The organism is Sphingomonas jatrophae (assembly GCF_900113315.1).
In the GTDB taxonomy this organism is placed as follows: Bacteria; Pseudomonadota; Alphaproteobacteria; order Sphingomonadales; family Sphingomonadaceae; genus Sphingomonas_P; species Sphingomonas_P jatrophae.
Genome location: NZ_FOZG01000001.1, coordinates 1,222,431 through 1,243,082, shown reverse-complemented (window position 1 = coordinate 1,243,082; position 20,652 = coordinate 1,222,431). Strand labels below are relative to the sequence as shown.

The window sequence follows — 20,652 nt, the reverse complement described above, 5'->3', positions numbered from 1 at the left end:
ACATGACCCGACCAGCGGGTTGTTTTCAAAAAATCCTTGCTGTTGAATGTCCTGCAGACTGACGCGGCTATCCGGTGTAAAGCGGCCGATCCCGAGCGTAGCGGGCGATTTCCGACAAGGCCAGAGCCGCGCCACTGGGCCACGACCGCTCGCTTCGTCGTCGACGAACGACACTGGCGCGGGTGAGAGCGGGCGGATTAAGGCTGGCGGATCAACGAGAAACGGACACATGCCCATGGACCGCCGCCAGTTCCTCGCCTCCGCTGGGGCCGCTGCCCTTGCGACAACATTGTCTCCTGCCGCCGCCTTCGCGCAGGCGCCCAGCGATCCGAAGGTCGCCGCCGAGCTGGACCGGATCTTCCAGGCGCGGCTGCGGCGGAGCCCGGAGCTGGCGACCTCGCTGGGGCTCGACAAGGGGGCGCTGAGCGGCCTGCGCGGGCAGCTGGACGCCGAGGGACGCACCGCGGCGGCGGAGCGGCTGGCCGAGAACAAGGCGGCCCGCGCGGCGCTGGCGAAGTTCGCCTCGGCCAAGCTGAACGATGCGGATCGCGGCAACATCGCGGTGATCGATTACTGGCTGGAGACGCAGATCGCGCCGCGCGAGGCGTTCGGGATCGAGAGCGCGATCCGGCCCTATCGCCTGTTCCAGCAGGGCGGCGCCTATTTCGCCACGCCCGACTTCCTCAACTCCGCCCACACGATCGATAGCGCCGCGGATGCAGAGGCTTACCTCGCGCGGCTGGACCAGTTCGGCCCGCTGCTCGACACCGAGACGGGCTTGCAGCGCGAGGAGGCGGCGCGCGGCTTCGTGGCGCCGGCCTGGTCGCTCGACCTGACGCTGGGGCAGATGCGCAAGCTGCGCGGCAGGCCGGCGGCGGAGTCCACGCTGGCGCAGTCGCTGGCGACCCGCGCGCAGGCGAAGGGCGTGGCGGGTGACTGGCAGGCCCGCGCGGCGAAGATCGTCGAGGGCAAGGTCTACCCCGCGCTCGACCGGCAGATCGCGCTGGTCGAGCAGCTGAAGGGATCGACCGCGCCGGGGGACGGGCTGTGGCGGCTGCGCCAGGGCGATGCGATCTACGCCATGGCGCTGGCGCAGGCGACGACGACCAGCATGACGCCCGACGAGGTGCACCGCGCCGGTCTCGAGCAGGTGGCGGAGATCAGCGGTCGGCTCGACACGATCCTGAAGGGGCAGGGGCTGACGAAAGGGAGCGTTGGCGAGCGGCTGGTCGCGCTCAACAAGTCGCCCGCGCAGCTCTACGCCAACAGCGAGGCGGGCCGCGCGGAGCTGCTCGCCGGGCTGAACGAGGGCGTGGCGGCGATGCAGAAGAAGCTGCCGCAAGCCTTTGCGACGCTGCCGACGCAGCCGCTGGAGATCCGCGCGGTGCCGGTGGAGATCCAGGACGGCGCATCGAACGGCTATTACCGCACCGCCGCGCTCGATGGATCGCGGCCGGCCATCTACTTCATCAACCTGAAGGATGTCGGCGACTGGCCGAAATATACGCTGCCGGCGCTCAGCTATCACGAGGGCGTGCCGGGGCATCACCTGCAATTGTCGCTGACGCAGGAGGCAGTCGACATGCCGATGCTGCGAAAGATCATCTTCCTGTCGGCCTATGGCGAGGGCTGGGCGCTCTATGCCGAGGAGGTGGCCAAGACGCTCGGCGGCTATGCCGGGCCGGTGGAGGAGGCGGGCTATCTCCAGTCCTTCCTGTTCCGCGCGGCGCGGCTGGTGGTGGACACGGGCATCCACGCCAAGCGCTGGACGCGTGAACAGGCGACCGATTACCTCGTCAAGGCAACGGGCTTTGCGCAGCCGCGGTCGCAGCGCGAGGTGGAGCGTTACTGCACACAGGCGGGGCAGGCGTGCAGCTACAAGATCGGCCACATGGCGTGGGCGCGGGCGCGGGCCAAGGCCGAGGCGGCGCTGGGGCCGAAGTTCGACGCGCGCCAGTTCCACGAGATCCTGAAGGAAGGGGCGATGCCGCTGACCTTGTTCGACGCGCGGGTGGATGCGCGGATCGCGGCGATGCGGGCTTAGGAACGGGTCCGCATCGGACGCGTTCCGGGTCGGCAACAATCAGAAAGGGCCGACCATGTCCGACGTGCGCAGCGACGAAAAGGTGGTGGTGGAGCGCAGCAGCTTCAACGTGGCCAACGTGATCGCGGCCATCGCGCTGCTGATCCTGGTGCTGGGTCTGCTGAAGTTCATGGGCGTGTCCCCGATCTGAGCGCGCGCTTGATCCTGGTGGCCGATGCGGGGCAGGGTGCGCCCGCATCGGCCATGAGGAGAGGCACGTGACGGCGATCCAGGACATCCCGGTCAACACAATCGACGGCAAGCCGGCCAAGCTGGCCGACTGGGACGGGCAGGTGGCGCTGGTCGTCAACGTCGCGTCCAAATGCGGGCTGACGCCGCAATATGACGCGCTGGAGAAGCTGTACCGCCAGTATCGCGACCGTGGCTTCGTCGTGCTCGGTTTTCCCGCCAACGATTTCGGCGCGCAGGAACCCGGGACGGACGCGGACATCGCCGAATTCTGCTCGACGACGTTCGACGTCGATTTCCCCATGTTCTCCAAGATCGCGGTGACGGGCGAGAACACGCACCCGCTCTACCGCGCGCTGATCGCGGAGCACCCGCAGGTGGACGGGCCGGCGGACGAGTTCCGCGAGAAGCTGAAGGGATATGGCATGGAGCCGAACCCGGCGCCGGGCATCCTGTGGAACTTCGAGAAGTTCCTGATCGGCCGCGACGGCAAGGTGGCCGCCCGCTTCGCACCCAGCCTGGCGCCGGATGACGCCAAGGTGGTGGAGGCGATCGAGGCGGCTCTGGGGTAAGATAGGGATCTCAGTCCCGTTCGCCCTGAGCCTGTCGAAGGGCCGCCCTTCTCCGCGCGTGAGAAGGACAGTGCTTCGACAGGCTCAGCACGAACGGGACAGGGCATCGTTGCCCGGCCGTTTCGCCGCCGGACTCTTCCCTCGCCCGCCTGCATCTGCGACAGGCGCGGGGATGACGCTCCTTGCGGCGCCGCCGCTTCTTGGCATTGCCCGCTCGATCCTCGGCCAGCCGTGGCGCTGGCGGGGGGAGGGCAGTTTCGACCTTGAGTTCGCGCCCGACGCGCTGATCGACCGGCTGCTGCTGACCCGCGGCGCGCCGCGCGAGGCGCTCGATGCGCACCGCGCGCCGACATTGCGCGGTTTCATGCCCGATCCCTCCATCTTCCGCGACATGGACCGCGCGGCGGAGCGCCTGGCCGATGCGGTGCAGGCGGGTGAGCGGGTGACGGTGTTCGGCGATTATGACGTGGACGGGGCAACCTCGGCGGCGCTGCTGGTTCGGCTGCTGCGGATGCTGGGGCTGGAGCCTGCCGCCTACATCCCCGACCGGCTGATGGAGGGCTATGGTCCGTCAGGTGCGGCGTTGGTGCGCATCGCCGAGGGCGGCGCGACGCTCTGCGTGACGGTGGATTGCGGCGCACAGGCGTTCGAGGCGCTGGATCAGGCGGCGGCAGCGGGCCTCGACGTGATCGTCGTCGATCATCACAAATGCGCGACGGCGCTGCCTGTCGCGCATGCGCTGGTGAACCCCAACCGGCTGGACGAGGAAGAGGGGGCGAGCCACGGCCACCTTGCTGCGGTCGGTGTTGCCTTCCTGCTGGGCGCCGCGCTGCTGCGGACGCTGCGCGGGCGTGGCTGGTTCGGCGAGGGGCGGGCCGAGCCGAAGCTGATCGAGCTGCTCGACCTCGTGGCGCTGGGCACCGTGGCCGATGTGGCGGCGCTGCGGGGCCTGAATCGCGCCTTCGTCGCGCAGGGGCTGAAGGTGATGGCGGCGCGGCGCAATGTCGGCTTGGCCGCGCTGGCGGATGCGGCGCGGCTGAAGGCGGCGCCGACCTGCACCGACCTCGGCTTTGCGCTGGGGCCGCGGATCAATGCGGGCGGGCGCGTCGGCAAGGCGGATCTGGGCGTCCGGCTGCTCACCACCGAGGATGAGGAGGAAGCGCGCGGGATTGCCGCCGAGCTGGACCGGTTGAACGAGGAGCGGCGGGCGATCGAGGCGGCCGTCTCCGAGACGGCGGAGGCGGCGGCGCACGGCCAGGCCAATCGCGCGGTGGTGACGGTGGCGGGGGTCGGCTGGCATCCCGGCGTGATCGGCATCGTCGCGGGGCGGCTGAAGGAGCGGCTGGGCCGGCCGGTGCTGGTGATCGCGCTCGACGCGGAAGGGCGCGGCAAGGGATCGGGCCGCTCGATCGCGGGCGTCGATCTCGGCGCGGCGGTGCTGGCGGCGAAGGACATGGGCCTGCTGGAGGCGGGCGGCGGGCACGCCATGGCGGCGGGCGTGACGGTGGCGCCGAACGGCGTCGACGCGCTGGCCGACTTCCTTGACGAGCGGCTGGCGGCGGATGTGGCGCGCGCGCGGGACGACCGGGCGCTGCTGCTTGATGCGGTGGTGGCGCCGGGCGGCGTCGCGACTTCGCTGGTGGAGGCGCTGGAGGGCGGCGGGCCATATGGCGCGGGCTGGCCGGCACCGCGCGTGGCGGCGGGCCCGGTGCGCGTGCTGCGCGCCGACGTGGTGGGGGCGGGGCATGTCCGCGCGCTCGTCTCGGGCGAGGATGGCCGCACGATCAAGACTATCGCCTTCCGCCAGGCGGACGGGCCGCTGGGCCAGGCATTGCTGGCCGCGGGCACGACGCGGCGGCTGTGGCTGGCCGGCCGGGTGCGGCGTGACGAGTGGAGCGGGCGCGGCACGGCGGAGATGCACATCGAGGATGCCGCCTGGGTCTATTGAGCCGTTGACCGGGGCGAACGGCTCGCCTAATGGGCCGCTCTCGCTTGGCCCCTTCGTCTAGCGGTCTAGGACGCGGCCCTTTCACGGCTGAAACACGGGTTCGATTCCCGTAGGGGTCACCACGAGATTCGAAGCATGCCGCGGCATGTTTCGGCTCGTGATGATGGTGGCGCACAGCCGCCGCACACCGATCTGCAAGCGGGTCCACGGATGATGCGATGCGCACCCGTTCGCCTCCCGGCGGCGCGACAAGCGCTGTTGACCTTCCTGCGGCCTTCATCCGACAACAGGGCGGCCATATCGGGAGTTCGCCATGCAGCAACGCACGCTCGGACGCAGCGGGATCGAGGTGTCTGCCCTCGGCCTCGGCTGCATGGGATTGAGCTTCGGCATCGGTGAAGGCGTGGCGCGGGTGGATGCCGTCGCGCTGATCCGCGCGGCGGTGGAGCGAAGCGTCACTCTCTTCGACACGGCGGAGGTCTATGGCCCGTTCGTCAACGAGGAAGTGGTCGGCGAGGCGCTGGAGCCGGTGCGGCAGGACGTGGTGATCGCCACCAAGTTCGGCTTCAAGAGCGGGGAGTCGCGCGGCGGCGTGGACAGCCGGCCCGAGCGGATCCGCGCGGTGGCGGAGGCTTCGCTCAAGCGGCTGCGGACGGAGCGGATCGACCTGTTCTACCAGCACCGTGTCGATCCGGACGTGCCGATCGAGGATGTGGCGGGCACGGTGGGCGAGCTGATCCGCGAGGGCAAGGTCGGCGCTTTCGGCATGTCGGAGGCTGGTGCGGCGACGATCCGGCGCGCGCATGCGGTGACGCCCGTGGCGGCGGTGCAGAGCGAATATTCGCTGTGGTGGCGGGCGCCCGAGGCGGAGATCCTGCCGCTCTGCGAAGAACTGGGCATCGGCTTCGTGCCGTTCAGCCCGCTCGGCCGCGGCTTCCTGACCGGCACGATCGACGCGGACACGCAATTCCCGGAGGGGGACATCCGCAACACGGTGCCGCGCTTCACCGCGGAGGCGCGCACCGCCAATCGCACGCTGGTGGACCTGCTCGGCCGGATGGCGGCGGACAAGGGGGCGACGCCTGCGCAAGTGGCGCTGGCCTGGCTGCTCGGGCAGCGGCCGTGGATCGTGCCGATCCCGGGCACGACCAAGCTGCACCGGCTGGAGGAGAATATCGCCGCCACCCAACTGGACCTGTCGGCGGAGGACCTGCGCGCGATCGGCGATGCCCTGGCAGCGATCGAGGTGATCGGGGACCGCTATCCGCCGGCGCTGGCGGCAATGACGGGGCGCTGAGACAGCGTCAGGCGCGGGCGGTGGCGCGCACCGCGTCGAACCGCTCATGCAATTGGGCGAGGGCGCGAGGGTGGGTCGTCCGCACCAGCAGCTCGTCGTTCAGCCAGCGTGATTTTGGGTTGTAGTTGAGACTGCCGATCCATGCGTGCGGCATCGCGGCGGGCGGCTCCACCAGGATATATTTGTCGTGCATCGGCAGCACATGGCCGTCGCCGACGCGGTGCGTGGCGATGCCGGCTTCCGCAAGCGCGCGGACGGCGCGTTCGGGCACGCGCCGCTCGGTCGCGTGGGCGAGGAGCGCGACATCGGCTCCGCGGCGACTGGCCGCCATCATCCCATCGAGCAGGCCGCCGCGCTTCAGGTGCGAGATCGCCGCGCGGATCCGCCAGCCGCGACCCGCTTCGGCGAGATCGCGCTCGACGACGCCGGGCGACAGGCGCGGGTAGAAGTAGAGGGCTTCGTCCGTGCCCTGGACGATGCGGTTCTGCGCCGGCGACAGCCGCCGGCCGAGCCCAGCCGTGCCGCCGGCGATGCGCCCGACATAGCGGCCGAGCGCCGCGACCAACGAGGGCTGGATGATCGCGTAGAGGAGATTGTAGCCGGCATCCTGATCGCCAATCTCCTGCACCACCGCCGGATCCGCCGCGTCCGCCGCAGCATCGCCAGACGGGTTGAACGAGCCGACGAGCGCAAGGGCGGGGTCGGAGAAGGCGTAGATCTTGCTGTGGAGGTGGCCGGGGCTGAGCGCGCGACGGCGGAGCACGAAGCCGCCGCGCAGGCCATGCGCCGACAGCATCGCCACCACCTGCGCATTGGCCTCCGCGCGGCGCGGCGCAGCATCCATGACGAGCCGCACCGCCACGCCGCGATCGGCGGCGCGGATCAGCGCGGCGGCGAGGGCGGTGTCGCGGAAATAATAGGTTGCCCAGTCTATCCGCGCGCTGGGCGGCGCGGCCTCGACCAGATCGAACAGGGCGTCACGCAACACGCCGCGGGGGGCAGGAGGGCCGCCGAACAGGATCGGCCCATGCCCGGCGGCGTGCGGCAGCGACGTGCTCAAGCCTTGCGGTGCTCGCCCTTCACCCAGCGCACGGTGCGCGAACTGGCGCGCATGACGACGCTCTCGGTCGTCATGCAGCCGCCGGCGCGGCGCTTGACGCCTTCCAGCAGCGACCCGTCGGTGACGCCGGTCGCGGCGAAGATGGCATCGCCCTTCACCAGATCGTCGAGCGAGTAGATGCGGTCGAGATCGGTGACGCCCCACTTGGCGGCGCGGCTGCGCTCGGCATCGTTGCGGAACAGCAGGCGGCCCTGGAACTGCCCGCCGACGCACTTGAGCGCCGCGGCGGCCAGCACGCCTTCGGGGGCGCCGCCCGAACCCATGTAGATGTCGATCGTGGTGTCGGGATTGGTCACCGCGATCACGCCGGCAACGTCGCCATCGGGGATCAGCACGACGCCGCAGCCGAGAGCGCGCAGCTCCGCGATCATCTTGTCGTGGCGGGGGCGATCCAGCACGCAGGCGATGATCTCGTTCGGCTCGACGCCCTTGGCGGCGGCAAGCGCGCGGACATTCTCGGTCGGCGACTTGTCGAGCCCGACAATGCCCTGCTCATAGCCCGGCCCGATCGCCAGCTTGTCCATGTAGACGTCGGGCGCGTTCAGCAGGCCGCCTTCCTCCGCGATGGCGAGCACGGCGAGCGCGTTGGGGCCAGCCTTGGCCGTGATCGTCGTGCCCTCGAGCGGATCAAGCGCGATGTCGATCTTCGGCCCCGTGCCGATCGCGGCGCCGACCTTCTCACCGATGTAGAGCATCGGCGCCTCGTCGCGCTCGCCCTCGCCGATCACGACGGTGCCGTCGAATTCCAGCGTGTTGAACGCGGCGCGCATCGCCTCGACGGCGGCGGCGTCGGCCGCCTTCTCGTCACCGCGGCCGACGAGCTTGGAGGCGGCGATCGCCGCGGCTTCCGTCACGCGCACCATTTCGAGAACCAGCACGCGATCCAGCGCCTTGCTCGGCCTCACCATATTCTTGCCCCATCCTGCCTGATCTTCGGTGGCCGTCGATAGGCAAGGCGGCGCGCAATGTCGAGAACGGGGCTGGCGCTGCCGGTGCCGCTGCGGCCGGCGGTCGTGTCCCCGTTCGGGGCGTGCTCGGAGGTCTGGTGCGCGACGCGGGTTGCCAGCAGTCGCAGCCACCGATGATGGGCGAGCCCGGATTGGAAAGCGTGGTGCGGACGGCGGGACTCGAACCCGCACTCCATCAGGAAGCGGATTTTAAGTCCGCTGCGGCTACCGGTTTCGCCACGTCCGCCTGAGGCCGATCAAGGCGTCACGAGCGGGTTCGTCAAGGCCTCAGACGTTCAGCTTCTGCCGCATTTCCTTGCCGGGCTTGAAATAGGGCACCCGCTTGGCATCGACATCGACCGCATCGCCGGTGCGCGGGTTGCGGCCGGTGCGGGCGTCGCGCGCGCGCGTGGTGAAGGTGCCGAAGCCGCGCAGCTCCACACGGCCGCCCGTCGCCAACTGTTCGACGATCGCGTCGAAGAAGAGCGCCACCACGCGCTCCATCTCCTTTGCGGTGAACTCCGGATTGTCGCGCGCCAGGCGCTGCACCAGTTCCGATCGGATCATCTTCTTCCCCGCGCCGGATCGCGCGCGCAGGAGGGCGGGTCGCGCTGTTCCGATACAACCTCGATCAATGTCGAATTCTTGTGTGCGGTGCAACCATAATGGGGCCTGTTCCGGTCCCGTTTAGGGCCAAGCGACGGAAAGGCAGGGTAAAAAAAAGAAGGCGCGCCGGTTGCCCGACGCGCCTCCGAAATGAACTGAACGGGAACGTCAGTCGCGGTTGTTGCGCGCCTTCAGTGCCGCGCCGAGGATGTCGCCCAGCGACGCGCCCGAGTCGGACGAGCCATACTGCGCCACGGCCTGCTTCTCTTCGGCCATCTGCATCGCCTTGATCGAGAAGTTCGGCTTCTTGGAGCGATCGAAGCCGATCACCATCGCGTCGAACTTCTGGCCGACCTGGTAACGCTCCGGACGCTGCTCGTCGCGGTCGCGGCCGAGATCGCCACGCTTGACGAAGCCGATCGCGCCATCCTCGCCCGCCTGCACGTCGAGGCCGCCGTCGCGCACGTCGAGGACGGTGACGGTGACGACCTGGTTGCGCTGGAGACCGCCGGCCGAGCTGCCGCCGACCGCGGGGGCGCCACGCTCAAGCTGCTTCATGCCGAGCGAGATGCGCTCCTTCTCCGGATCGATGTCGAGCACGACCGCCTGCACGGTCTCGCCCTTGTGGTGCAGCGCCAGCGCTTCCTCGCCGGTGACGCCCCACGCGATGTCGGACATGTGGACCATGCCGTCGACGTCGCCATCGAGGCCGATGAACAGGCCGAACTCGGTCGCGTTCTTGACTTCGCCCTCGACCTGCGAACCGATCGGGTGACGATCCGCGAACGTCTCCCACGGATTGTTGATCGCCTGCTTGAGGCCGAGCGAGATGCGACGCTTGTCCTCGTCCACCTCGAGGATGACCACATCGACTTCCTGCGAGGTCGACACGATCTTGCCGGGGTGCACGTTCTTCTTCGTCCAGCTCATCTCCGAGACGTGGACGAGGCCCTCGATGCCGGGCTCCAGCTCGACGAAGGCACCATATTCGGTGATGTTCGTCACGCGGCCGGTGAACTTGCCGCCGACCGGGTACTTGGCGCCGGCGCCTTCCCACGGATCGCTCTCGAGCTGCTTCATGCCGAGGCTGATGCGCTGCGTCTCGCGGTTGATGCGGATGATCTGGACGCGCAGCGTGTCACCGATGTTGATGACCTCGGACGGATGGTTGATCCGCTTGTAGCTCATGTCGGTGACGTGGAGCAGGCCGTCGATGCCGCCCAGATCCACGAAGGCGCCGTAATCGGTGATGTTCTTTACGACACCCTCGACCACCTGGCCCTCGGCGAGGCTCTGGATCAGGCCGGTGCGCTGCTCGGCGCGCGTCTCTTCGAGGACGGCGCGGCGCGACACGACGATGTTGCCGCGGCGGCGATCCATCTTGAGGATCTGGAAGGGCTGCGGGATGTCCATCAGCGGGGTGACGTCGCGCACGGGACGGATGTCGACCTGCGAGCCGGGGAGGAACGCCACCGCGCCATTGAGGTCGACGGTGAAGCCGCCCTTGACGCGGCCGAAGATCACGCCCTCGACTCGCTTCTCGGCGGCGAAGTCGCCCTCCAGCTTGTCCCACGCGGCTTCGCGGCGCGCGCGATCGCGGCTGAGCATCGCCTCGCCATGCATGTTCTCGACGCGATCGACATAGACCTCGACCGTGTCGCCCACGCTCAGCTCGGCCTTCTGGCCGGGAGCGGCGAACTCACGCAGCGGCACGCGGCCTTCGGACTTCAGGCCGACGTCGATGACGGCGAGATCATTCTCGATGGCGGTGACGGTGCCCTGGACGACGCGGCCTTCGAAGCCTTCCGTGTCGCCGAAGCTTTCGTTGAGCAGCGCGGCGAAATCGTCGCGGGTTGGAGTGGCGGCAGTTGCCATGCGTTCAGCGTTCCTACTCAGTCTGTTTTTCCGGCCATCCGGTTGTATCCGGAGGTCTTTTGGCCAGAACTGCCGCGCCGGCCGGATGCCGCCGCGGCGCCCGGACATGCGGATGATCGGACGGAGGGATCGCCAATGCGAAAAGGGCGCGTGAGAGAGACGGCTTGCCGCCGCCCGCTCCGCGCCTGCCTCCGCGAGCACCCACCCGCCGGACGTGCCTTCATAGCGCATGGGACGATGCGCAGCAAGGCGGATGGCGGAGGAAGATCAGCCGCGTTTCGCCTCGACCGCCGCAATGGCGGCGGCGACGGCTTCGGCGACGTTCAGGTCGGTCGTGTCGATCAGCACCGCATCGTCGGCCATCCTGAGCGGGGCCGCGGCACGGGCGCTATCGCGTTCGTCGCGCGCGCGGATGTCGGCGAGGACGGCATCGAGGCCGGGGCTGGCTCCGCGGCCGGCGAGCTCGGCGTGGCGGCGGGTGGCGCGGACCTGCGGATCGGCGGTGACGAACAGCTTGGCCGCGGCCTCCGGCGCGATGACGGTGCCGATGTCTCGCCCGTCGAGGATCGCCCCGCTCGGCTGGCCGGCGAAGCGGCGCTGGCGATCGACGAGCGCTGCACGCACGGCCGGATGCGCCGACACGACCGAGGCGGCGGCGCCCGCCTTTTCCGAGCGGAGTTCGGGATCGCCGAGCAGCAGATCGTCGAACGCGCAGGCGGCGAGCGCGTCGGCAGGGTCGGCCGGATCGCCATCGGCGCGCAGCACGGTGATGGCGACGGCACGGTAGAGCAGGCCGGTGTCGAGATGCGGCAGCGCATAGTGGAGCGCGAGCGCGCGGGCGATAGTGCCCTTGCCGGACGCGGCGGGGCCATCGACGGCGATGATCATGCGTCCTGCTCCGCGAGGAAGCCGGCGACGGTGTGGAGCCAGGCGGGCCGCGCGTCGCTCAGCGTCGAGTGGCCGGCGCCGGGCAGCACGGCAAAGCGTGCGCCGGCCGCCTCGGCAAAGGCGCGGATCGTTTGCGGGCGCGCCTCGTCATGCTCGCCCGTCATGAACAAAGTGCGTTCGCGGGCGAGGCGGGAAAGGAGGGGCGTGCCGTCATAATCTTTCAGCGTGCCGGTGCAGCGGAACTCGGTGCGGCCCCACATGGCATGATAGAGCGGGGGCGTGAAGCTGCGCGGCATGGCGTCGCGATAGGCGGCAACCGCAGGATCGCGCGGGTGGCGCATGTAATAGGCCGCCTCGAACGCGGCATTGCCTGCCTCGCACGCCGCCGCGTTCGCGGGATCGGCATCGCAGGCGGCGATGGCCGCGCGCGCGGCGGGCGGCAAGGCGCCGACCAGCGCCTGCGCATCCTCGATCCAGCTGGCGGTGGAGATGAGCGGACTCGACAGGATCAGCCCGGCGAGCGCTGCGGGTGCCCGCGCGCCATATTCGAGCGCCAGCGTGCCGCCCCAGCTATGCCCCAGCACATGCCAGCGCTCGATGCCGAGCGCGGCGCGGATCGCCTCGATCTCGGACAGGAAGCGCGGCACGGTCCAGTCGGCCGGGTCCATGCGCCCCTCGGAGCGGCCGCAATCGAGCTGATCGTAGAGGATCAGCGCGCGCGTGCCCGCCAGCGCGAGCGCCTGGGTGAAGGCGTAGTGGCTGCCGCCGGGCCCGCCGTGGATCAGCAGCAGCGGCGGGCGGGACGAGGCGAGATCGCCATCGATGCGGACGTAGAGCCGCCCGCCCGAGACGGGCACCATCAGCTCGCGGCCGGGCGCGAAGGCGGGGGCTGCGGCGAGGGCGGCGGTGCTCATGCCGCCGGCCCCGAGCAGAGCGAGCAGGTCACGACGGGCGAGCGGCGTTGCCACGCGATCATGCCGGAGCGAGCTGGCGTCGTTCGGCGCCGAGCGTGGTCATCAAGGCCTCGAAACCGGGGAAGCTGGTGGCGACGGGCGCCATGTCGTCGATGATGACGGGCGCGTGGCTGACGAGGCCGGCGACGGCGAAGCTCATCGCGATACGGTGATCGAGGCGGGCCGCGACGGTGGCGCCGCCGGCCAGCCTGTCGCCGCCCGTGCCCTCGACGATGAGGCCGTCTGCCGTCTCTTCGACGCGCGCGCCGATGGCGGCGAGGCCCTGCGCCATCACGGCGATGCGATCGCTTTCCTTGACGCGCAGCTCCTCCAGCCCGGTGAAGACCGAGCGGCCGCGGGCGAGCGCGGCGGCGACGAACAGGATGGGATATTCGTCCACCATCGAGGCGACGTCGCGCGGATCGTTGGCAAAGCCGGAGAGCGCCGAGCCGCGCACGCGGATGTCGGCCACCGGCTCGCCCCCGATCTCGCGGGCATTCTCGAAGCTGAGATCCGCGCCCATCGCCTGCAGCGCGGCGAACAGGCCGGCGCGCGTGGGGTTGAGGCCGACATGCTCGACCAGCACGTCCGATCCCGGCACCAGGCAGGCGGCGACGGCGGGGAAGGCGGCGGACGAGGGATCGCCCGGCACGGCGATCTCCTGCGGGCGCAGCTCCGCCTCGCCGCGGATGGTGATGATGCGTGTGGCCGTGCCGTCCTCCTCGACGGTCAGCTCCGCGCCGAAGCCGCGCAGCATCCGCTCGCTATGATCGCGTGTCGCCACCGGCTCGATCACGCGGGTGAGGCCGGGCGTGTTGAGGCCGGCGAGCAGCACCGCCGACTTCACCTGCGCGGAGGCGACGGGCAGGCGATATTCGATCGGCACCGCCGGGCAGAGGCCGCGGACCATCAAGGGCAGGCGGCCACCGGGCGATGCGGTGATGTCCGCGCCCATGCGCGCGAGCGGTTCGATCACGCGGCCCATGGGGCGGCCGGACAGCGACGCGTCGCCGGTGAAGGTGGCGGTGATCGGATGGCTGGCGACGACGCCCATCAGCAGCCGGGTGGAGGTGCCGCTATTGCCCATGTCGAGCGCGGCGGCGGGCTGGAGCAGGCCGCCGACGCCGACGCCGTGGACCATCCAGCGGCCATCGCCCTCGCGCACGCATTCCGCCCCCATCGCCCGCATCGCCGCGGCGGTGGCGAGCACGTCCTCCCCGTCCAGCAACCCCTCGATCCGGCTGGTGCCGACCGCCAGCGCCGACAGCATCAGCGCGCGGTGCGAGATGGACTTGTCGCCCGGCACGCGCACCGTGCCGCGAAGCGGGCCGGGAGCGTGGAAAGCGGCGGGGGCGGGGGGAGCGGGCTGCATCGGGCGCGGCTTTTGACAGCGCGCATACCCTGTGGCAAGGCGCGCCCCAAGCGTTCGGCCGGGCCGGTTTCCGGCATCCGGCCGTTCTTCGTTTATCCTGACCGAAAGGCCATGAGAGCCCATGATCAAGCCTGAGTGGGGCACCAAGCGCAGCTGCCCGAAGTGCAACACGCGCTTCTACGATCTCGGCAAGGACGATCCGGTGACCTGCATCGAGTGCGGCACCGCGTTCGAGCCCGAGCAGATCCTGAAGTCCAAGCAGCCGATGCCGTTCGAGGCGCCCAAGAAGGAAGCTGTCGAGAAGGAGGATTCGGACCTGTCCGAGGATCTCGACATCGACGAGGAGGCGGAGCCGAACGCGGACGACGATGTCGACCTGGGCGGCGACGACGATATCGGCGTCGACACGAGCGACAACGAGGACGAGAACTAAGTTTCGGCGCGTCCTTGGGCCCTGTGCGTTTCCCTGTTGCGAAGCGCGGCGGGTCGCTCTAAGGACGCGCTCCTCGCCCCGGTGGCGAGGCGGCGCCGGCTCCCAGGCCGGCGAGAAGGATGGGGACGTAGCTCAGCTGGGAGAGCGACGCGATGGCATTGCGTAGGTCAGGGGTTCGATCCCCCTCGTCTCCACCATTCACCTGATCGGTCGGATTATCCAAATCGCGCCGGGCTGACCAGCCTCGGCGCGATTTTGCGTTCGGGGCGCGGGGCGATCCGACTCGGCAGACCCGCGTGGATGCAGCAAAGCGTCGCAGCCTATCCGGCCTCCTACCGATAGGGCGGCAGGCCGAGTTCCGCCTCGACCAGGCCGATCCACCGGCGGATCGCAGGAAAGGGATCGAGCGAGAGGCCGGCATCGCCCGCCATGCGGGTGTAGGCGACCAGCGCGACATCGGCGAGGCTCAGCCGTCTGCCGACGAGAAAGCCGTCTGCCACGCCCGCCTCCAGCCGCGTCAGCGCGGCGGCGCATTTCGCGAGCAGCGCCGGATCGAGATCGTCTGGCGACTGACCCTGATAGAGCACGCGGAAGCGGGCGACGGCGACCGCGGGCTCATGGCTATATTGCTCCCAGAACAGCCATTCGAGCATCTTGGCGCGGGTGAAGGCATCGGCCGGGATGAGCGCCGACCCCTCCGCCAGATGGAGCAGGATGGCGTTGGACTGGGCGAGCGTGCGGCCGTCCGGCCACCGCACCAGCGGCACCTGACCCGCCGGGTTCATCGCCAGAAAGGCGGGCGAGCGGGTGTCGCCGGCAAGGATATCGACATCGATCCAGCGATGTTGGAGGCCGAGCCGATCGGCGATCCATTGCACCTTGAGGCAATTGCCCGAGATCCTGTCGCCCCAGATTTCCACGCTGTTCGCCCCCGCCTTGCCGTGCCGCCCCGGCTGGATTACATCTCGTGCCACAGCTTCAGGCCGCTCCGCGAGGGGCGGCCCTTCTTTTATCTGAAAGGTGCCGAACGATGGCGCAGCCGCTGATGCCGCACGCGACCGCTTCCTGGCTGGTCGACAACACCGCGCTCTCCTTCGAGCAGATCGCCGCCTTTTGCGGCCTGCACATCCTGGAAGTGCAGGCGATCGCCGACGATACCGCTGCGACCAAGCTGACCGGCCGCGATCCCGTGCGCGCGGGCGAGCTGGCGATGAGCGAGATCGACAAGGCGCAGGCCAATCCCGCCTATCGGATGGTGATGAACAAGGGGCCGGAGCAGGTCCGCCGCACCAAGGGGCCGCGCTACACCCCTGTCTCCAAGCGGCAGGACAAGCCGGACGGCATCGCCTGGATCATCCGCAACCATCCGGAAGTGTCCGACGGCCAGATCAGCAAGCTGATCGGCACGACGCGCACCACCATTGCCGCGATCCGTGACCGGACGCACTGGAACATCGCCAACATCGTGCCCAAGGATCCGGTGACGCTGGGCCTCTGCTCGCAGCGCGAGCTGGACGCGCTGGTCGCCAAGGCGGCGAAGGCGGCCGGCATCGAGGCGCCCGTCGACACGCGTCTGGACGGCGACCGCGAGGCGCTGATCGAGCAGCTGCGCCATGAGCGCGAGGCGGCGGCCTATGCCGCGGAGCATGGGGAGGACGAGCCGGTCGGCTCGCTGCCGGGCGGCTTCGTCGATCCGTTCAAGCGCTGATCGCTCCTCCGGCATGAGCGACGTCGGGTTTCGCGACCAGGGTCTCGTGCCGACCAGCCATCGCGGGTTGACCTATCCCTTCGGGGATCGCGTGCCCGATCCCGCCACGCCGACCGAGGTGGCGCCGGGCGTCACCTGGGTGCGGCTGCCGATGCCGTGGGCGCTCGATCACATCAACGTCTGGCTGCTGGGCGAGGCGGAGGATCTGGCGCTCGTCGATACCGGGCCCGATCTGCCGCCGGTGCGTGAGGCCTGGCAGGCGCTGTTCGCCGGCGCGCTGGCCGACCGCCGCCTTGCGCGCGTGATCGTGACGCACATGCATCCCGACCATGTCGGGCTCGCCGGATGGCTGTGCGAGCGCGACGGCGCCACGCTGGCGATGACGCGCGGCGAGTGGCTGACCGCGCGGATGCTGCGCGCGCACGCCAGCGACACGCCGCCCGCCGAGGCGGAAGCGTGGTGGCGCATGGCAGGCTATGACGATGCGCAGATCGCCGAGGCGCGCGGGACGGGCTGGGCGCTGTTCGCCAAGGGCACCTCGCCGATCCCCGGCGCCTTCACGCGGCTGAGCGACGGCGACGTGCTGAATGCGGGCGGGCGTGACTGGCGCATCGTGGTCGGCAGCGGCCACTCGCCCGAACATGCCTGCCTGTGGGACGAGGCGGGTGGCGTGCTGATCGCGGGCGATCAGGTGTTGCCGCGCATCTCCCCCAACGTGTCGGTCGGCGTGCACGAGCCGGACGGCGACCCGTTGGGCGACTGGCTCGCCTCGATCGACCGGTTGCTGGCGCTGCCCGCGGACCTGCTGGTGCTGCCCGCGCACGGCAAGCCGTTCACCGGCCTCCACCGGCGGCTGAAGGCGCTGCGCGACGGTCATCTCGGCCGGCTGGATGCGATGGCGGCGGCGCTCGACCGGCCGAAGACCGCGCTGGAGGTGTTCGCGCCGCTGTTCGGCCGCGCGATCCGCAGCGGCGAGCGCAGCATGGCGGCGGGCGAGGCGCTGGCGCACCTCCACCGCCTGGAGCGGGACGGGCGCGCGCGGCGGCTGGTGGAGGACGGGGTGGCGCGCTTCGTCGCCGCCTCGGCTTGACCGGCCGGTGACCCGGCTTACAAGCCCCACCATGGCGGCAGACCCGGAACAGATCGAGCAGCTTTCCTTCGAAGACGCGCTGAAGCGGCTGGAGGCGATCGTCCAGCGGCTGGAAAGCGGCGAGGCGAGCCTTGAGGAGTCGATCCGCCTTTATGGCGAGGGGGATCGCTTGCGCAAACAATGCGAGGGGCGGCTGGCCGCCGCGCAGGCCCGGATCGAGCGGATCGTGGCCGGCGCCGACGGCCGCGCCACCGGCACGCAGCCGTTCGATGGCAAGTGAGGCCATGACGGACGCGGTTCCGGTCGTCCTCGGCGCCGCTATGGCGCGCATCGGGCCGGAGATCGACGCGATCTTCGACACGTTGCTGGCCGTGCCCGAGGATGATGGCCGCGCCCGCCTGTTCGAGGCGATGCGCCATGCCGCGATCGGCGGCGGCAAACGGATGCGGCCGCTGCTCGTCTGCGCCGCGTGCGACCTTTACGGCGTCGCGCGGGACGGCGCGCTGCGCGTCGGCGCGGCGATCGAGGCCATCCACGTCTACAGCCTGATCCACGACGATCTGCCCTGCATGGACGATGACGACATGCGCCGCGGCAAGCCGACGGTGCACAAGGCGTTCGACGAGGCTACGGCCGTGCTGGCGGGCGATTCGCTGCACGCGCTGGCGTTCGAGCTGCTGGCCGACCCCGACACGCATGCCGATCCGTTCGTCCGCGCCGAGCTGACGCTGGAGCTGGCGCGCGCCTCCGGCCCGTCGGGCATGGCGGGCGGGCAGATGATGGACCTTGAGGCGGAGCGGGTGCCGCTGACCGAGCTCGCCACCGTCACCCGACTGCAGCAGCTGAAGACGGGCGCGCTGATCGGGTTCTGCCTGGAGGCGGGCGGCATCATGGGCCGCGTGCCGCCCGAGGGGCGCAAGCATCTGCGCGGTTACGCGCGCGACATCGGCCTCGCCTTCCAGATCGCCGACGACCTGCTCGACCATGAGGGTGACGAGGCGACGGCGGGCAAGGCGCTACGCAAGGACGAGGCGGCGGGCAAGGCCACCTTCGTGTCGCTGATGGGCGCAGAGGCGGCGCGGCGGCAGGCGAGCCTGCTGGTGGAGCAGGCGGTGGCGCATCTGCGCGGCTTCGGCACGGAGGCGGACCTGCTGCGCGCCATCGCGGCTTACGTGGTGGAGCGCGACCGATGAACGTTTCCGCGCGCGAGCGGGTGGGCGTCTATCCCGGCACCTTCGATCCGGTGACGCTGGGGCATCTCGACATCATCCGCCGCGGCGCCAAGCTGGTCGACCGGCTGGTCGTCGGCGTCACCACCAACCCGTCCAAATCGCCGATGTTCACCATCGACGAGCGGATGGCGCATGTTCGGCGCGAAGTGGCGGAAATCTCCCCCACGATCGAGGTGGTGCCGTTCGATTCGCTGCTGATGGAGTTTGCCGAGCGGCAGGGCGCCAGCATCATCGTGCGGGGGCTGCGCGCGGTCGCCGATTTCGAGTATGAATATCAGATGGCGGGGATGAACCAGCAGCTGAACAACCGCATCGAGACCGTCTTCCTGATGGCCGACGTGGCGCTGCAGCCGATCGCATCCCGGCTGGTGAAGGAAATCGCGCTTTATGGCGGCGCGATCCGCAAGTTCGTCACCCCCGCCATCGATGCGGAGATGCGCGCGCGCGTCGAGCAGGTGGGCAGGAAAGGTTCGTAGCGGTTCAGCGTCGGGCAAGCCGACGCGCGCAACCGACGGCAAGAGCATCGGGAACGTGGAAAATAGCATGCGCAAGCTGATCGCCGCCGGCATCGTCGCCGGCCTGATGGCGGCCCCCGCCATCGCCAAGGACAAGCCGGCTCCGGCACCCGCCACCGCGGCGGTTTCATCGGTGCCGCCGCTCACCCCGGAGAACACCTGGGTGCTGGACCTGTCCACCGGCGGCCGCGTCGTCATCCAGCTGCGGCCCGACAAGGCGCCGCTGGCGGTGGAGCGGATCAAGACGCTGACCAAGCGCGGCTTCTATGACGGCCTCACCTTCCACCGCGTGATCGAAGGCTTCATGGCGCAGGGCGGCGACCCGAAGGGCACGGGCGAGGGCGGATCCGAGCTGCCGGACCTCAAGGCCGAGTTCAACGACATGCCGCATGTCCGCGGCGAGGTGGCGATGGCGCGCGCGCAGCAGCCGGACAGCGCCAACAGCCAGTTCTTCATCATGCTGATGCCGAACCTGTCGCTGGACGGCAAATATTCGCCCTTCGGCCGCGTCGTCTCCGGCATGAACTATGTCGACGCGATCAATCGGGGCGAGCCGCCGGCCGAGCCGAGCCGCATCGTCCGCGCGACTCTGGGTGATGGCGGCGCGAGCGTCGGCACCGCGGCGGCGGCGCCCGTTGCACCGACGCCGGCCGCGCCCGTCCTGTCCACGCCCGCCTCGCCCGCGAGCAACGCGCGGGACGTGCAGCGCGCGATCGAGGCGACGCGCAAGACCCTGCCGGCCAGCCAGCAGGACGAGCGCTAAGGCCGGCCCGATGCGGGTCGACCTGTTCGATTTCGAACTGCCGCCCGAGCGGATCGCGCTCAGGCCCGCCGATCCGCGCGATGCCGCGCGCCTGCTGCTGCTCGATGGCGCGCGGACCGAGGATCGCACCGTCCGGGATCTGCCGGCGCTGCTGCGCCAAGGCGACTGCCTCGTGTTCAACGACACGCGCGTCATCCCGGCCCAGCTGGAGGGGCGTCGCGGCGAGGCGCGGATCGGTGCCACGCTGCACAAGCGCGAAGGGCCGCGGGCGTGGCGGGCGTTCGTCCGTAACGCCAAGCGGCTGCGCGACGGCGATCGGATCGATTTCGGCGAGGGCGTCGAGGCGCAAGCGGGCGAGCGTGGTGCCGATGGCAGCTGGCAGCTGACCTTCGCCGGCGACGAGCCGGTCGAGCTGCTGCTGGAGCGCGCCGGCCGCATGCCGCTGCCCCCCTATATCGCCGCGCGCCGCGCCGCCGATGCGGCGGACGCGGCGGATTACCAGACGATGTTCGCGCGCGAGGCCGGCGCCGTCGCCGCACCCACCGCCGCGCTGCATTTCACGCCCGCGCTGATGGCGGCGCTGGCGGAGGCGGGGATCGGGCACGAGACGCTGACGCTGCACGTCGGCGCGGGCACCTTCCTGCCGGTCAAGGCGGAGGATACGGCGGACCACGCGATGCACGCCGAATGGGGCCGCATCGACGCCGCCACCGCCGAGCGGCTGAACCAGGTGCGCGCGCGCGGCGGCCGGGTGATCGCGGTCGGCACCACCAGCCTGCGCACGATCGAGAGCGCCGCCGGTGCCGACGGCCGCATCGCCGCGTGGGAGGGCGACACCGCCATCTTCATCACCCCCGGTTACACCTTCCGCGGCATCGACGGCCTGCTGACCAACTTCCACCTGCCGCGCTCGACCCTGTTCATGCTGGTCTCGGCGCTGATGAGACTGGACCGGATGAAAGCGGCTTACGCTTATGCCATTGAGAATGGCTATCGTTTCTATTCTTACGGGGATGCCTCGCTCCTTCTGCCATGAAGGCCTCTTCCGTCGATGGCGATGG

General features: G+C 70.1%; 21 protein-coding genes and 3 tRNA genes. 15 read left to right on the top strand and 9 right to left on the bottom strand.

The window, feature by feature from the left end; all coding sequences use genetic code 11:
• The first annotated feature begins 235 nt into the window (after positions 1–235).
• The 6 genes from BM360_RS05870 (at position 236) to BM360_RS05850 (ending at position 6,089) form a co-directional block, all read left to right on the top strand.
• Entirely contained in the window at positions 236–2,044 is a 1,809-nt protein-coding gene (locus tag BM360_RS05870; protein WP_093312189.1) for a DUF885 domain-containing protein, read from the top strand.
• A gap of 55 nt (positions 2,045–2,099) precedes the next feature.
• Complete coding sequence (locus BM360_RS20010) at positions 2,100–2,234, top strand: hypothetical protein (RefSeq protein ID WP_278247396.1); 135 nt, start codon at positions 2,100–2,102, stop codon at positions 2,232–2,234.
• Between the two features lie 67 nt (positions 2,235–2,301).
• A complete protein-coding gene (locus BM360_RS05865; RefSeq protein ID WP_093312186.1) occupies positions 2,302–2,844 on the top strand; it encodes a glutathione peroxidase in 543 nt (180 codons plus the stop codon).
• Between the two features lie 172 nt (positions 2,845–3,016).
• The gene (recJ, locus tag BM360_RS05860) at positions 3,017–4,792 is read left to right on the top strand and encodes a single-stranded-DNA-specific exonuclease RecJ (protein WP_093312183.1); all 1,776 of its coding nucleotides are present in this window, start codon (positions 3,017–3,019) and stop codon (positions 4,790–4,792) included.
• Between the two features lie 46 nt (positions 4,793–4,838).
• Positions 4,839–4,914, top strand: a tRNA-Glu gene (locus BM360_RS05855).
• A gap of 191 nt (positions 4,915–5,105) precedes the next feature.
• Positions 5,106–6,089: an aldo/keto reductase gene (locus tag BM360_RS05850; RefSeq protein WP_093312179.1), complete on the top strand. Its 984-nt coding sequence runs from the start codon at positions 5,106–5,108 to the stop codon at positions 6,087–6,089.
• 7 nt (positions 6,090–6,096) lie between these two features.
• On the opposite strand, the gene BM360_RS05845 is transcribed toward BM360_RS05850, so the two are convergent.
• The 8 genes from BM360_RS05845 to aroA form a co-directional block, all read right to left on the bottom strand.
• Positions 6,097–7,149 (bottom strand): phospholipase D-like domain-containing protein, encoded by a 1,053-nt coding sequence (locus tag BM360_RS05845; protein WP_165611213.1) that lies wholly within the window; start codon positions 7,147–7,149, stop codon positions 6,097–6,099.
• A complete protein-coding gene (gene glpX, locus BM360_RS05840) occupies positions 7,146–8,117 on the bottom strand; it encodes a class II fructose-bisphosphatase (RefSeq protein WP_093312167.1) in 972 nt (323 codons plus the stop codon). The genes BM360_RS05845 and glpX overlap by 4 nt, the downstream gene beginning before the upstream one ends.
• A gap of 201 nt (positions 8,118–8,318) precedes the next feature.
• Positions 8,319–8,403, bottom strand: a tRNA-Leu gene (locus tag BM360_RS05835).
• Between the two features lie 41 nt (positions 8,404–8,444).
• Complete coding sequence (locus BM360_RS05830) at positions 8,445–8,753, bottom strand: integration host factor subunit beta (RefSeq protein WP_278247413.1); 309 nt, start codon at positions 8,751–8,753, stop codon at positions 8,445–8,447.
• A gap of 177 nt (positions 8,754–8,930) precedes the next feature.
• Positions 8,931–10,637 carry a 30S ribosomal protein S1 gene (rpsA, locus tag BM360_RS05825; protein WP_093312162.1) on the bottom strand — a complete coding sequence of 569 codons (1,707 nt, stop codon included), beginning with the start codon at positions 10,635–10,637 and terminating at the stop codon, positions 8,931–8,933.
• Positions 10,638–10,904: 267 nt separating this feature from the next.
• Positions 10,905–11,525 carry a (d)CMP kinase gene (locus BM360_RS05820; RefSeq protein ID WP_093312159.1) on the bottom strand — a complete coding sequence of 207 codons (621 nt, stop codon included), beginning with the start codon at positions 11,523–11,525 and terminating at the stop codon, positions 10,905–10,907.
• Positions 11,522–12,493 (bottom strand): proline iminopeptidase-family hydrolase, encoded by a 972-nt coding sequence (locus BM360_RS05815; protein WP_242653333.1) that lies wholly within the window; start codon positions 12,491–12,493, stop codon positions 11,522–11,524. The genes BM360_RS05820 and BM360_RS05815 overlap by 4 nt, the downstream gene beginning before the upstream one ends.
• Positions 12,494–12,497: 4 nt before the next feature.
• Positions 12,498–13,850 carry a 3-phosphoshikimate 1-carboxyvinyltransferase gene (gene aroA / locus BM360_RS05810; protein ID WP_093312157.1) on the bottom strand — a complete coding sequence of 451 codons (1,353 nt, stop codon included), beginning with the start codon at positions 13,848–13,850 and terminating at the stop codon, positions 12,498–12,500.
• A 121-nt stretch (positions 13,851–13,971) separates the two neighbouring features.
• Between aroA and BM360_RS05805 the strand changes: the two genes are divergently transcribed.
• Together BM360_RS05805 and BM360_RS05800 are read left to right on the top strand one after the other, a co-directional pair.
• Positions 13,972–14,283, top strand: a complete 312-nt coding sequence (locus BM360_RS05805) for a TIGR02300 family protein (protein ID WP_093312154.1) — start codon at positions 13,972–13,974, stop codon at positions 14,281–14,283.
• A gap of 121 nt (positions 14,284–14,404) precedes the next feature.
• Positions 14,405–14,480, top strand: a tRNA-Ala gene (locus BM360_RS05800).
• Between the two features lie 135 nt (positions 14,481–14,615).
• Here the strand turns inward: BM360_RS05800 and BM360_RS05795 are convergent.
• On the bottom strand, positions 14,616–15,257 hold the full coding sequence (locus BM360_RS05795) for a glutathione S-transferase family protein (RefSeq protein ID WP_242653332.1): 642 nt from the start codon (positions 15,255–15,257) through the stop codon (positions 14,616–14,618).
• A 56-nt stretch (positions 15,258–15,313) separates the two neighbouring features.
• On the opposite strand from BM360_RS05795, the gene BM360_RS05790 reads away from it, so the two are divergent.
• From BM360_RS05790 to queA, 7 genes are all read left to right on the top strand, one after another.
• Positions 15,314–15,991, top strand: coding sequence for a DUF1013 domain-containing protein (locus BM360_RS05790; protein WP_093312152.1), 678 nt, complete (start codon positions 15,314–15,316; stop codon positions 15,989–15,991).
• Between the two features lie 13 nt (positions 15,992–16,004).
• A complete protein-coding gene (locus BM360_RS05785) occupies positions 16,005–17,081 on the top strand; it encodes an MBL fold metallo-hydrolase (protein WP_093312149.1) in 1,077 nt (358 codons plus the stop codon).
• Positions 17,082–17,112: 31 nt separating this feature from the next.
• A complete protein-coding gene (locus tag BM360_RS05780) occupies positions 17,113–17,361 on the top strand; it encodes an exodeoxyribonuclease VII small subunit (RefSeq protein WP_093312146.1) in 249 nt (82 codons plus the stop codon).
• Between the two features lie 4 nt (positions 17,362–17,365).
• Entirely contained in the window at positions 17,366–18,274 is a 909-nt protein-coding gene (locus tag BM360_RS05775) for a polyprenyl synthetase family protein (protein ID WP_242653331.1), read from the top strand.
• Positions 18,271–18,789 carry a pantetheine-phosphate adenylyltransferase gene (coaD, locus tag BM360_RS05770; RefSeq protein WP_093312137.1) on the top strand — a complete coding sequence of 173 codons (519 nt, stop codon included), beginning with the start codon at positions 18,271–18,273 and terminating at the stop codon, positions 18,787–18,789. The genes BM360_RS05775 and coaD overlap by 4 nt, the downstream gene beginning before the upstream one ends.
• A gap of 67 nt (positions 18,790–18,856) precedes the next feature.
• Positions 18,857–19,591 carry a peptidylprolyl isomerase gene (locus BM360_RS05765; RefSeq protein ID WP_093312134.1) on the top strand — a complete coding sequence of 245 codons (735 nt, stop codon included), beginning with the start codon at positions 18,857–18,859 and terminating at the stop codon, positions 19,589–19,591.
• Between the two features lie 10 nt (positions 19,592–19,601).
• On the top strand, positions 19,602–20,627 hold the full coding sequence (gene queA / locus BM360_RS05760; RefSeq protein ID WP_093312128.1) for a tRNA preQ1(34) S-adenosylmethionine ribosyltransferase-isomerase QueA: 1,026 nt from the start codon (positions 19,602–19,604) through the stop codon (positions 20,625–20,627).
• The last annotated feature ends 25 nt before the right edge of the window (positions 20,628–20,652 follow it).